Source organism: Variovorax sp. YR752 (genome assembly GCF_943372545.1).
Map to the genome: position 1 here is coordinate 1 of NZ_CALRZC010000252.1, position 11,555 is coordinate 11,555.

At 68.9% G+C, this 11,555-nt stretch carries 13 protein-coding genes and 1 pseudogene; 9 read left to right on the forward strand and 5 right to left on the reverse strand.

The features are described from left to right. From AAG801_RS35435 to AAG801_RS35450, 4 genes are all read left to right on the forward strand, one after another. On the forward strand, positions 1–718 hold a 718-nt coding region (locus AAG801_RS35435), incomplete at its 5' end, for a methyltransferase domain-containing protein (protein WP_341892634.1). 32 nt (positions 719–750) lie between these two features. Beyond that, on the forward strand, positions 751–1,791 hold the full coding sequence (locus AAG801_RS35440) for an SRPBCC domain-containing protein (protein WP_341892635.1): 1,041 nt from the start codon (positions 751–753) through the stop codon (positions 1,789–1,791). Beyond that, positions 1,788–2,405 carry a DUF4166 domain-containing protein gene (locus AAG801_RS35445; protein ID WP_341892636.1) on the forward strand — a complete coding sequence of 206 codons (618 nt, stop codon included), beginning with the start codon at positions 1,788–1,790 and terminating at the stop codon, positions 2,403–2,405. The genes AAG801_RS35440 and AAG801_RS35445 overlap by 4 nt, the downstream gene beginning before the upstream one ends. 7 nt (positions 2,406–2,412) lie before the next feature. Then, positions 2,413–2,760 carry a DOPA 4,5-dioxygenase family protein gene (locus tag AAG801_RS35450; protein WP_192195933.1) on the forward strand — a complete coding sequence of 116 codons (348 nt, stop codon included), beginning with the start codon at positions 2,413–2,415 and terminating at the stop codon, positions 2,758–2,760. Here the strand turns inward: AAG801_RS35450 and AAG801_RS35455 are convergent. The 3 genes from AAG801_RS35455 to AAG801_RS35465 all read right to left on the reverse strand — a co-directional run bounded on the left by AAG801_RS35455 (position 2,757) and on the right by AAG801_RS35465 (position 5,834). After that, positions 2,757–3,404 carry a phosphoribosyltransferase gene (locus AAG801_RS35455; RefSeq protein ID WP_341892637.1) on the reverse strand — a complete coding sequence of 216 codons (648 nt, stop codon included), beginning with the start codon at positions 3,402–3,404 and terminating at the stop codon, positions 2,757–2,759. The genes AAG801_RS35450 and AAG801_RS35455 overlap by 4 nt on opposite strands. 83 nt (positions 3,405–3,487) lie before the next feature. Next, on the reverse strand, positions 3,488–4,822 hold the full coding sequence (locus AAG801_RS35460) for an aromatic ring-hydroxylating dioxygenase subunit alpha (RefSeq protein ID WP_341892638.1): 1,335 nt from the start codon (positions 4,820–4,822) through the stop codon (positions 3,488–3,490). A 25-nt stretch (positions 4,823–4,847) separates the two neighbouring features. Further along, on the reverse strand, positions 4,848–5,834 hold the full coding sequence (locus AAG801_RS35465) for a tripartite tricarboxylate transporter substrate binding protein (protein ID WP_225617070.1): 987 nt from the start codon (positions 5,832–5,834) through the stop codon (positions 4,848–4,850). A gap of 112 nt (positions 5,835–5,946) precedes the next feature. Here AAG801_RS35465 and AAG801_RS35470 point away from each other — a divergent pair, with 112 nt between their 5' ends. Beyond that, entirely contained in the window at positions 5,947–6,774 is an 828-nt protein-coding gene (locus AAG801_RS35470) for a helix-turn-helix domain-containing protein (protein ID WP_341892639.1), read from the forward strand. 10 nt (positions 6,775–6,784) lie between these two features. On the opposite strand, the gene AAG801_RS35475 is transcribed toward AAG801_RS35470, so the two are convergent. Then, positions 6,785–7,441 (reverse strand): glutathione S-transferase family protein, encoded by a 657-nt coding sequence (locus tag AAG801_RS35475; protein ID WP_341892640.1) that lies wholly within the window; start codon positions 7,439–7,441, stop codon positions 6,785–6,787. 91 nt (positions 7,442–7,532) lie between these two features. On the opposite strand from AAG801_RS35475, the gene phaZ reads away from it, so the two are divergent. The 3 genes from phaZ to AAG801_RS35490 all read left to right on the forward strand — a co-directional run bounded on the left by phaZ (position 7,533) and on the right by AAG801_RS35490 (position 9,862). Next, positions 7,533–8,753, forward strand: a complete 1,221-nt coding sequence (phaZ, locus tag AAG801_RS35480; RefSeq protein WP_341892641.1) for a polyhydroxyalkanoate depolymerase — start codon at positions 7,533–7,535, stop codon at positions 8,751–8,753. Positions 8,754–8,826: 73 nt separating this feature from the next. Continuing rightward, positions 8,827–8,952 (forward strand): hypothetical protein, encoded by a 126-nt coding sequence (locus AAG801_RS35485; protein ID WP_257214726.1) that lies wholly within the window; start codon positions 8,827–8,829, stop codon positions 8,950–8,952. A 211-nt stretch (positions 8,953–9,163) separates the two neighbouring features. Beyond that, positions 9,164–9,862, forward strand: coding sequence for a GNAT family N-acetyltransferase (locus AAG801_RS35490; protein WP_341892642.1), 699 nt, complete (start codon positions 9,164–9,166; stop codon positions 9,860–9,862). Here AAG801_RS35490 and AAG801_RS35495 read toward each other — a convergent pair. Continuing rightward, positions 9,859–10,761 (reverse strand): LysR family transcriptional regulator, encoded by a 903-nt coding sequence (locus tag AAG801_RS35495; protein ID WP_341892643.1) that lies wholly within the window; start codon positions 10,759–10,761, stop codon positions 9,859–9,861. The genes AAG801_RS35490 and AAG801_RS35495 overlap by 4 nt on opposite strands. An 85-nt stretch (positions 10,762–10,846) precedes the next feature. Between AAG801_RS35495 and AAG801_RS35500 the strand changes: the two are divergent. After that, positions 10,847–11,555: pseudogene (locus AAG801_RS35500) on the forward strand (adenosine deaminase); the annotation flags it as partial.

An 11,555-nucleotide genomic window follows, 5' to 3' on the forward strand; every position in this document is an offset into this window, starting at 1 on the left:
CGTCGGCCGCGCGCTGCGGCTCGACCCGGCCACCATCGGCCCGCGCTGCGTGCTCGACCTCGGTTGCGGCGCCGGCGCCACCTCGCGCACGCTGGTCGGCGACGACCCTGCGCTGCATGCGGTCACCGTGACCAACGTGCCGGTGCAGAACGGCATCGCCGCGCGGCTCGACGCGCGGGCCGGCGTGGCCGATCGCGTCGCGCACGTCGAAGCCGACTACACCCGCACCGGCCTGCCCGCCGCCCAGGCCGATGGCGCCTGGGCGCTCGAAAGCGCCTGCTACGCCGAGGGCACCGCCAAGGCCGACTTCGTGCGCGAGGCCGCGCGGCTGCTCAAGCCCGGCGCGCGGCTGGTGGTGGTCGACGGCTTCCTGCTGCGCCGCCAGCCGGGCCGCCTCGCGGGCTGGCTGCACCGCCTGTGGGCCGACAGCTGGGCCGTGCCCACGCTGGCCGTGCGCGACGACTTCGTCGCCGCACTGCGCACGCACGGCTTCGACGACATCGAAGTGAAGTCGCTGCGCTGGCGCGTCGCGCCCAGCGCGCTGCACATCCCCGTGCTGGCCACCCGCTTCACGCTGGCCGAACTCTGGAAGGCGCGCGGCAAGCTCAGCCCATGGCGCCGCAAGCACATCGTGGCCAGCTACTGCGCGCTCGCGCTGGGCATGTTCTGGCGCGACTTCGACTACGCCATGGTGACGGCCCGGCGCAGCGCCGACTGAGCCCCCCAACAAGAAGAGGAGAAGAGATTTCCATGCGCACCGATCCCGAAGAAAGCAAGCTCGCCGACCTGCCCGCCAACGACGAAGTGCCAGCCAAGAAGCCCGTGCGCGGCATGCCCTTCGGCTGGTTCTGGCCCATGTTCGCCGGCGCGGCGATCGCATTCGTGCTGCGCATCGTCTTCGGCGGCGGCCCCGGCGAGCCCTTCTCGGCCATGCTGGGCTCCTTCGTCTATCTCGCGCCCGCTGCGTGCGGCGCGGTCACGGTGTACATGGCCGAGCGCATCGAGCGGCGCAGCTGGGGCTACTACCTCTGGGCGCCGTGGGTGGCCACTGCGCTGTTCGTCGGCGGCACGCTGATGGTGTTCATCGAGGGCATCATCTGCGCCGCCTTCATCGTGCCGCTCTTCGCGGTGATGGGCAGCGTCGGCGGGCTGGCCATGGGCATCGTGTGCCGCATCACCAACTGGCCCAAGCCCGCGCTGTACAGCTTCGCGCTGGTGCCGCTGCTGCTCGGCGGCATCGAGCCGCAATGGCCCAACCCGGACCAGTTCTCGAACACCTCGCGCACGCTCTTCATTGCAGCGCCGGCCGAGCGTGTGTGGCACGAGCTCAACGCCGCGCGCAACATCCGCCCCAGCGAAGTCGGCGACGCGTGGGCCTACCGCGTCGGCGTGCCGATGCCGGTGTCGGGCGTGACCGTCGACACGCCCGAGGGCCGCGTGCGCCAGGTGCAGTGGCAGAAGAACGTGCACTTCGAAGAGGTCGTCACCGAGTGGCAGCCCCACCGCCTGCTGAAGTGGCGCTTCCGCTTCACGCCCGACTCCTTCCCCGCCGGCGCGCTCGACGACCACGTGATGATCGGCGGCCAGTATTTCGACCTGCGCGACGCCACCTACACGCTGACCCCGCGCGACGGTGGCACCGAGCTGCGCGTCGCGGTGTCGTGGCGGCTGAGCACGCGCTTCAACTGGTATGCGGACCCGGTCATGCAGTTCCTGCTTGGAGACGCTTCCGAGAACATCCTGCGCTTCTACAAGGCGCGCAGCGAAGCCACTCTGGCGGTGGCAGGATGAGCGCGCCCCCCGTCTTCCAGCAGGCGCTCGGCCCCGCATGGAGCCAGCTCGGCGACGTCATCCGCCGCCACTACACGATGAGGCCGTTCTCCGACGACTACGTGTGCGTGCGCGGCACGATGAGTGAGGTCTGGCACGCCCCCTGGGCCGCGCTGCTGATGCCCTTCGGCCGACTGTTCGGCGCACTGGTGCCGCACCAGGGAAAGAACGTGCCGATCGCGGTGCACTACCGCTGCCACCCCGACGACGCCCACCTCTACTGGGACCGGGTCTTCGACTTCCCGGGCAGGCCGCCTTTCCATTTCCGTTCGCACATGGAACACGACGCGAGCCAAGGCAACGAGGTGATCGAATACGTGCGCTTCGGCATCGGCATGCGCCTGGCGGTGAGCGCGGAAGACGGCGCGGTGGTGTTCCGCGACAGGGGCTACATCTGGCGCATCGCGGGGCTGCGCATTCCGCTGCCGCTGGGCCTCTTGCTCGGCACCGCCTATGTCGAGGAGCGGCCCGACCCCACCGACCCCGACCACTTCACCATGAAGATGCTGCTGCGCCACCGCTGGTTCGGCGACGTGTTCCGCTACAGCGGACGCTTCCGCCTCGGTTCACAATGAGCCCACCATGCCGCGCCGCCCCGAAAACCTCTACGCCCAATACCACGCCCACATCTACTTCGCGCCCGATACGGTGGCGCAGGCACGCGCCCTCTGCGAGCGGGCGGGCCACGAGCTGATGGTGGTGGTGGGCCGCGTGCACGAACGCCTCGTCGGCCCGCACCCGCACTGGAGCTGCCAGCTGGCCTTCGACGCCGCCGAGTTCGACGAGGTCATCGGCTGGCTCGACACGAACCGCAATGGTCTGGATGTGTTCGTGCACGGCGTGACCGGCGACGACTTCGCGGACCACACGACGCATGCGATGTGGCTGGGCGAAGAGAGCGCGCTCGATCTGCGGATGTTCCGACGCTAGACCGCTTCGCCGCGCGCTTGCGCCAGCAGCGCGCACACCTCTTCATCCGTCGTCTGCGAGAAATCGGTGTACCAGGCGCCGACCGCGCGAAACACCGTGGGACAGCGCACGCACAGCACATCGTCGGCTTCCTGCTGCAAATCCTCGCAGGCCTCGGGCGAGCCCACGGGCACGGCGGCGACGATGGTGCCGGCGCCCTGCCGCCGCAGCCCGCGAACGGCCGCGCGCATGGTGGCACCGGTGGCAAGCCCGTCGTCGATCACGAGCACCGTGCGGCCTTGCACATCGCACGCCGGGCGATCGCCGCGGTAGACCTGCGTGCGGCGCGCCAGCTCCGCGCGTTCGGCGCGGACGACGGCATCGATCTCCGACGGGCGCAGGTCCAGCATGCGCACCAGGTGGTCATCGATCTCGGGCACGCCATCGCCCGCGAGCGCGCCGAAGGCGTACTCGGGTTGTTCAGGCAGGCCCAGCTTGCGAACCACCAGCACGTCGAGCGGCAAGCGCAGCGCGCGAGCCACTTCGAAGGCCACCGGCACGCCGCCGCGCGGCAGCGCCAGCACCATGGCGTCCGCAAAACCGCCGCGCCGCTGCAGCAACGCAGCGAGCTGGCGGCCGGCCTGTGCGCGATCACGAAACTTCACGGCATGTGCTCCCAAGATGGGATGTTCACACGCTGTGCGCGACACCGCGAGCCCCGGCGCAAAGACCCGGATCGCAGCGTGCGTTACGCCGCCTCTTGCGTTTCCACCACGGCGTCCGACGCGCCGCCGTGCACCTTGAAGAACTGAGCCCCTTCGACCTTCTGCCCGATGGCCTGCTCATACGCCGCGCGCACGTCGTCAGGCTGCCCGGCCTGCCCGAAGAAGTCCTTCAGGTACGGCCCCAGCAGCGGATGCGCGGCAAGTTCCTCGCGCGGCAGGCCGTGCAGCATCTCGTCGCGGCAGGCCGAGGGCAGGCACACGTCGTGGTTCTTCTCGGGATCGCGGATCAGGCCCTTGGGCTCGTGCGACGGGTCGGACTGCATCGACTCGAGTTCTTCAAAGAAGCGCCGGCGCATCATCACGATGCCCTTGTCGCTCTGGCCCAGCTTCTCGCGCGTGCGGTCGGTCACGGTGCCCTGCCCTACCCACACGACGAAGTCCTGGTTGGCGACGTGGCTGGTGATCCAGCGGCCCGTGACCGGGTCCTTGATGGGGCCGTACCACGAGGGAATCCGTTCCTGCACGTACGGTTCCTGTTCGATGGGCACGCGGCTGAGCACCCACAGCACGCTCAGCGTGTGGTGGTCGTCGATGGGCACGCGCCATTCGAAATGATGGCCGAGGAAGAAGCCGTTGGGCCACAGCGTGACGCGGCCGGTGGTCCACATCACGTTGTCTTCGCGTTCGCCGCCGCGCAGGCGCTTGTAGACGAAGCCGTGCTCGAACTCCTCGAAGGCCAGCTTCAGGTGCGTGGGCACGTAGGGGCCTTCGTCGCCCTGCAGGCGCGTGGTCCAGTTGTTGTGCGTCCACTCGAAATGCACGGGGTCGATGGAGTTCTCCTGGCACTGGAACCAGTTGCAGGGAATCTCGGCGAACACGGCCTGCGCAAAACCGTTCTTGCAGTTGAAGAGTTCCCAGTCGGGCAGCAGCGGCGCGGGCTGCGGGCCCATGTAGGCCCACAGGAGGCCGGCCTTCTCCTGCACGGGATAGGCCTTGATCTTCGTGTTCTTGCGCATGCGCGCATCGGGGTCCAGCGTTTCTTCAAAGGGCTGGTGGATGCACTGGCCGCTCGTGTCGTACTGCCAGCCGTGGTAGCTGCAGCGCAGGCCGCACTTCTCCACGTAGCCGTACGACATGTCGGCGTTGCGGTGCGGGCAGCGGCGGTCGACCAGGCCGTAGTTGCCGCTCAGGTCCTTGTAGAGCACCAGGTCCTCGCCGAGGATACGCAGCGGCTTCACGGCCTTGTCGTCGAACTCGCTGGCACCGGCGATCGGGTGCCAGTAGCGGCGCAGGTAGTCGCCCATGGGCTTGCCCGGACCCACTTCGGTCAGCAGGCGGTTTTTTTCTTCGCTCAACATGCATCGTCTCCTTGGGTGTCTGTCGTCAATCGGCGCGGATGCCGAACTCGCGCACCAGCTTGCCGAAGCGCTGGTCGTCGTCGCTGATCTGCTGCGCCAGCACGGCCGGCGCGCCGCCCACGGGCTCGATGCCCAGCGCGGCCATGCGGGCCTGCACGTCGGGCATCTTCAAAATTTCGTTGAAGTGGCGGTTGAGCGTCTGCACGACCTCGGCCGGCAGGGCCTTCGGCCCGAGCAGGCCCATCCAGGCGCTCACGTCCATGTCGCGGTAGCCCAGCTCCAGGAAGGTGGGCACGTGGGGCATGAGCTTCGTGCGCTGGCGTTCGGCCACGGCCAGCGGCACCAGCTTGCCGGCCGTGATGTGAGCCGCCACCGCGCCCGGCGTGATCCAGCCCACGCTCACGTGGCCGCCCAACGTGTCGTTGACCACCGGCGCCACGCCACGGTACGGCGCATGCGCAACGGCAATGCCGGCGTCCTTGTTGAAGAGCTCGCCCGCGATGTGCATCGGCGAGCCCGCGCCCGGCGTGCCGTACGTGAAGGCCTTGCCGGCCTTGGCACCGGCGACGAGCTGCGCCACGTTCTGGATGCCGCTCGTGGGCGCCGTGACCATCAGCACCGGGATGTTGCCGGTCTTCACGATGGGGGTGAAGTCTTTCACCACGTCGTGCGCCACGCCGGGGCCGGCTTTCAGCACGTGCTGCGCGATAGGGAAGGTGCTGGGCGTGAAGAGCAGCGTGTAGCCGTCGGCCGGCGCCTTCGCGACCCAGGCGTTGCCGATCATGCCGCTCGCGCCGGGACGGTTGTCGATGAGCACCGGCTGGCCGACGCGCTGTGCGAGCTTCTCGGCGTAGGCGCGCGCGATGGCGTCGGTGTCGCCGCCGGCCGGGTAGGCGACGACGATGGTGATCGGCTTCGCGGGCCACGACTGTGCCAGGGCCGCCGTGGCGGCACACAGCAAAAGAATGGCTCCTGCAGCGGCACGGAGCGCGTTTCGGTGGTGAAACATGATGTTGTTTTCCTTCTCGGTGGGACGACGTTGGGTGTCATCGGACTGTAGGAATGCCGCCGCGCTGCCAGAAGATATAGTTTCACTGAGTGAACCTTTTTTCTTCGGAGGCGGCATGTCAGACACCACCGGCGCGCAGAGCGTGAAGTCGATCGACGCACTGCGCCGCGGGCTCGACGTGATGCTGGCGATCCAGCGATCGTCGGCCGTCACGCTGCAGGAGCTGCACCGGCAGACCGGCCTGTCGAAGGCCACGCTGCTGCGCATCCTGAAGACGCTGCAGCAGGCCGGCTGGGTGGAGCGCAACGAGCTGGAGAAGCGCTACGTGCCCACCTCGGCCACCGGCCAGTCGGGCCCTGCGGCGGCGTGGCGCTCGCGGCTCACGGCGTTGGCCGCATCGCCGCGCGCCACGCTGCAGCGGCTGGTGCCGTGGCCGATCGACCTCGGCGTGCGCGACGGCACGGCCATGCTGATCCTCGACACCGACCGGCCGCGCAACGGCCTCGCGGTGAACTACCGCGCGCTGGGCTTTCGCCCGCCAATGCTGTTGTCGTCGCTCGGGCGTTGCTACCTTGCGTTCTGCCCCGAAGACGAGCGCCGAGAAATCCTCGCCGCACTGGCGCGTTCACCGAACGACTTTGATCGCGGCGCGCGACGCCCCGACAGCATCCGCCGCATGGTGGCGCACGCGCGCGACCAGGGCTATGCGGCGCGCGACCCCACGTCCACCAGCCTGGATTCGCCCGACCGTTTCGGCGCGGTGTCGGTGCCGGTGCGGCTCGGCGATCAGGTGGTGGGTTGCCTCAGTTGCGCGTGGCTGCCGACAGTGAAGAGCGAGCGCGAGATCGTGACGGCGCACCTGGGCGACCTGCAACAGGCCGCGCAAAGCATCGAGCGACGGCTGCGGCAAGACGGCCTCGGCCTGCCGCCCGCGAGCCCCTGAAGAACAAGCGTCAGAACTCGGCCTCGAGCTCGTCGATCTCGTCGGGCTCCTGCAGCGCGGCGGCCACCCATTCCTTCATGGCGGGCAGTTCCATCACGCGCTTGCAGTACGCGGCGCAGGTGCTGTCGAGCGCCACGTCGTAGCTCAGGAAGCGCGTGACCACGGGCGCGTACATCGCGTCGGCCATGCCGGGCTGCTTGCCGAACAGGAAGGGGCCGCCGTAGGCCTTGAGGCACTCGCGCCAGATGGCGACGATGCGGTCGATGTCGCCCTGCGCGCGCGACCACACCTTGAAGTTCTTGAAGCGGGCCTTGATGTTCATCGGCAACGCGCCGCGCATCGAGGCGAAGCCCGAGTGCATCTCGCCGCAGATGGCACGGCAGTGCGCGCGCGCCGCCGCGTCGGCGGGCAGCAGGCCGGCCTTGGGCTTGATCTCGTTCAGGTACTCGCCGATGGCCAGCGTGTCCCACACCTTGATGCCGCCGTGCTGCAGCGAAGGCACCAGCATCGACGACGACAACAGCAGCATCTCGGCCTTCATGGCCGGATCGTCGGGCGGGATGACCTTCTCGCTGAAGTCCAGCCCCGCGAGCCTGCACATCAGCCAGCCGCGCAGCGACCACGCGCCGTAGTTCTTGCTGCTGATCGTGAGAACGGGTTTGGTCATCGCGACACTCCTTGGACGATGTTGGCTGTGTGCAAGCGCCGTGCCATGAGACGCCGTGCGTGTTGGCCCACAACTTGCCTGCAACCGAAGCATGCTGTACCGCGCTTACCAGAACCAGGCCGACCTGCTCTCGCCATGGCGACTCACCGCGCAGTACCTGGGCCGCGCACTCTGGCAGAACGACACCGAGCGCACCGCACTGCGGCGCATGGCCGCGCGCTGCGAGGTCTTCTCGCGCATGCGGCTCACCCACACGCGACCCGACTACGGCATCGACTCGGTCATGGTCGACGGCACCGACGTGCCCGTGCACGAAGAGGTCGCGCTGGTCTCGCCGTTTGGCACCTTGCTGCACTTTCGCAAGGCGCACACCGATGCGGTGCACCCGCGCGTGCTGCTGGTCGCACCACTGTCGGGCCATTTCGCGACCTTGCTGCGCGAAACCGTGCGCACCCTGCTGCGCGACCACGACGTGTACCTGACCGACTGGCACAACGCGCGCGACGTGCCGCTGTGGCACGGCGGCTTCGGGCTCGACGACTACACCCTGCAGCTGGTGCGCTTCGTCGAGGCCATGGGCCCGGGCGCGCACATGGTGGCTGTGTGCCAGCCCTGCGTGGCCGCGCTGGCTGCGACCGCGCTCATGGCCGAAGACGATCACCCGGCCACGCCGCGCAGCCTCACGCTGATGGCGGGGCCGGTCGATTGCCGCATCAACCCGACCGGCGTGAACGTGCTCGCAACCAGCAAGCCCATCGAGTGGTTCCGCCGCAACCTCATCAGCCACGTGCCGTGGCCGCATGCGGGCGCGATGCGGCGCGTGTACCCCGGCTTTTTGCAGCTCACGGCCTTCATGAGCATGAACCCCGAGCGCCACAAGAAGCAGTTCGAGGACATGGAGCGCCTGCTGGTCGAAGGCGAGCTCGACAAGGCCCGCACCATCGCCGATTTCTACGACGAGTACCTGGCGGTGAACGACCTGCCGGCCGAGTTCTACCTGGAGACCGTCGAGCGCGTGTTCCAGACCTACGACCTGCCGCGCGGCGTGCTCACCGTGGCCGGGCGCACCGTGAACCCCGCGGCGATCCGGCGCACCGCGCTGCTCACCGTGGAAGGCGAGCGCGACGACATCTGCGCGGTCGGCCAGACCGTGGCCGCGCAAGACCTCTGCACCGGCATCCGCCCGTACCTCAAGACGCACCACCTGCAGGCCGGCGTCGGGCACTACGGCGTGTTCAGCGGCAGCAAATGGAACACGCAGATCTACCCGCGCGTGCGCGAGACGATCCACGCGGCCGACGAACTCCACTGAACGCAACCCAATCTGGCAGAGACCGCGGGGGCTTTGGTTGTCCTTGTGCGCCCGGCTTCCTACAATCGACCCTATGAACGTCATGGTTTTCATTGCCGGTTTCGATCGCACGGCGGCCTGCGCGGCCCCGGGCGATGCGCGCGTGCGCGCGCCCGCCGCAATGACGGCGAGGTCGCAGCAGACCCTCGCACATCCCTGAGCCCGGCGGTCAGCCTCCTTTTTTCTTCAGCGCACATCGACCGTCGGGCACCTGCCCCGCGCGGTCGCGCGCCCTGGCCCTGATCCATTGATCGATCGGCCCGGGCAACGCACCACTTCCCCAGCGTCCGACCTTCTTTCCGCCTTCGGCCCCGTGCCGCGTGGAAGAGCCTCGTCCGCTTTGTCGTCGTGTTCGTTGTGAGGATTTCCCCGTGGTGGCTCTTGCCTGCTCTCCTTCCATCCTGTTTTCGCCTTCGCCTGCCCTGCCGCCCTGGCCCGCCTGGCTGTCGTTCGACGCGCTGCGCCGCCGCTTCCTGCAGCCGGCCGAGCTGCGCATCGACGTCGATCCGAAGAAGGGTCGCCCGAGCGAGCCGCTGACGCCCGTGTACGAGCGCATGCGCGCCATGGGCGACCGCGTGCAGGACCTGCCCGCGCTGCGTCTGGACGACCCCGACCTGCGCGCGCGCTTTCGCGAGGCCGACGGCGAGACCTACGTGTACATCGAGGATGTGCGCCACCAGCGGCTGGTCGGCTACACCGTGTTCAACCGCCTCATCGAACTCGACCGCCGCGCCGACCGCCACATCCGTGCGCCGCATTCGCAGTACGACCCCGCCTACCAGCGGCGCGGGCTGGCCACGGCCGTCTACCGCTGGGCGCTCGGCAGCGGCATGTGCCTGATGAGCGGCGCGCGCCAGTCGCCGGGCGCGCATGCGCTGTGGCTGCGCCTGGGGCGCGACTACACGACGGGTTTCGTCGACCTGCGCGAGAAGCGACTGAGTTATCTCGGCGACGAGGTGGACGGCGACACGCTGTCGCAGCTGCACACGCGCATGTTCATGCTCGGCGACGGCTGGACGCTGGAGCGTTTCGGTAGCGAAACGCGCATGGCGATGCTCGAAGCGGCCTAAGCCTGCGGCAACCGTTCGCGCAGGAACCCGATGAGCTCCTGCGCCGCCACGTTGCGCATCGGCCCCGGCAGGTAAGCGAGCACCACGCGCCGCTCGATGCGCGGCGCCGACAGCGGCACCACGGCCAGCTCGGGGTCGCGCAAAGACGAGGTGTACAGCCGCGGCATCAGTCCCAGCGCCTGCCCGCTGCGCACCAGCGCGTAGAGCGTTTCGGAATAGCTCACGCGGTGCGGCTGCGCGCCCTGCGCAAACTGCGCACGCGCCGGGTCGCCCAGTGCCGGCATGCTGCCGCTTTCGAACAGCACGAGGCGCTCGCTGCCGATGGCCTCCCAGCGCGCCTCGCCGGCCGCCGCCAGCGCGTGGTCGCGCCACACCACCAGCACCAGCGGGTCGCGGAACAGGTCGATGCATTCCAGCCCGCCGGGCGGCTCGGTGATCGCGGCCACGGCCATGTCGAGCTGGCCGCTGCGCAGCTCGGCCAGCAGCACCGTGGAGGGCGCGTCGCGCCAGGCCAGCTCCACCTCGCCGCGCTGCTGCAGGAAGTCGGCCGCCGCCGCCGCGACACGCGCGCTGGCCGAGGGGATCACGCCCACGCGCACATAGGCCCGGCCGCGCTGCACCGTGCTTTCGATGTCGCGCAGCGCCACCTCGAAGGTGTTGACGAGAAAGTCGGTGCGCGCCAGCACCTCGGCGCCGACGGGCGTGAGTTCGAGCCGGTGGGTGGAGCGGGTCAGCAGCTCGGCGCCGAGCAGCTTTTCCATCTGCTTGATCGCGTTGCTCAGCGCGGGCTGCGTGATGGCGAGACGGCGCGCCGCGCGGCCGAAGTGCCCTTCCTCGACCAGCACCGAGAAACACTGCAGCTGACGCAGCGTGAGTGCACGCAGGGGCAAGGCGGCCATGGGCGTCCTGGTTATCGATTCAATGAATCAAATTATAGAAATTCAAAATTTTCCTTATGAGCACGCACTGCCTAGACTGCGCCGCATGACCCTTGCCGCGCATGCACCCGCCTCCGTTCCTTTCGCGCTCGAAGCGATGCTGCGCGAGATTCCCAAGGTGGAGCTGCACTGCCACCTCTTCGGCACCGTGCGCCACGGCACCTTCCGCCAGCTCAACCAGCGCGCCGGCGCGCCGCTGGCCGACGCGGAAATCGACGGCTTCTACACGCGCGGCGAAAAGCCCGTGGGCGTGCTGCGCGTGCTGCGCGCGCTCGACGCCCAGCTGGTGCGCAGCGCCGACGACCTGTACCAGCTCGCGCTCGAATACCTGCAGGATGCGGCCTCGCACCAGGTGCGCTACGCCGAGTTCTTCTGGAACCCGACCGGCACGGTGCACGGCTCGGGCATTGCGTACCCGCTCGCGCAGGGCGCCATCGTCCGCGCGATCCACGATGCGCAGCAGGCGTTCGGCATCACCGGGCGGCTCATCGCCGCCATCGACCGCGAAGCCAGTGCCGAAGCGGCCGTGGAGATGGTCGAGTGGGTCAAGGCCCACCGCTGCGACGAGGTGATCGGCATCGGCATCGACTACCGCGAGAACGACCGGCCGCCCGAGCTGTTCGCCCGTGCGTACGCCGATGCGAAGAAGGCCGGCCTCAAGACCACCGCGCACGCCGGCGAGTTCGGCATGCCCTGGACCAACGTGCGCACCGCGATCGAGCTGCTGCAGGTCGACAGCATCGACCACGGCTACA

What these genes read in the sequence shown, in the direction of transcription:
- AAG801_RS35440 (WP_341892635.1), top strand. Translation starts at nt 751, where the DNA reads ATGCGCACCGATCCCGAAGAAAGCAAGCTCGCCGACCTGCCCGCCAAC.
- AAG801_RS35445 (WP_341892636.1), top strand. Translation starts at nt 1,788, where the DNA reads ATGAGCGCGCCCCCCGTCTTCCAGCAGGCGCTCGGCCCCGCATGGAGC.
- AAG801_RS35450 (WP_192195933.1), top strand. Translation starts at nt 2,413, where the DNA reads ATGCCGCGCCGCCCCGAAAACCTCTACGCCCAATACCACGCCCACATC.
- AAG801_RS35460 (WP_341892638.1), bottom strand. Translation starts at nt 4,822, where the DNA reads ATGTTGAGCGAAGAAAAAAACCGCCTGCTGACCGAAGTGGGTCCGGGC.
- AAG801_RS35470 (WP_341892639.1), top strand. Translation starts at nt 5,947, where the DNA reads ATGTCAGACACCACCGGCGCGCAGAGCGTGAAGTCGATCGACGCACTG.
- AAG801_RS35475 (WP_341892640.1), bottom strand. Translation starts at nt 7,441, where the DNA reads ATGACCAAACCCGTTCTCACGATCAGCAGCAAGAACTACGGCGCGTGG.
- phaZ (WP_341892641.1), top strand. Translation starts at nt 7,533, where the DNA reads ATGCTGTACCGCGCTTACCAGAACCAGGCCGACCTGCTCTCGCCATGG.
- AAG801_RS35485 (WP_257214726.1), top strand. Translation starts at nt 8,827, where the DNA reads ATGAACGTCATGGTTTTCATTGCCGGTTTCGATCGCACGGCGGCCTGC.
- AAG801_RS35495 (WP_341892643.1), bottom strand. Translation starts at nt 10,761, where the DNA reads ATGGCCGCCTTGCCCCTGCGTGCACTCACGCTGCGTCAGCTGCAGTGT.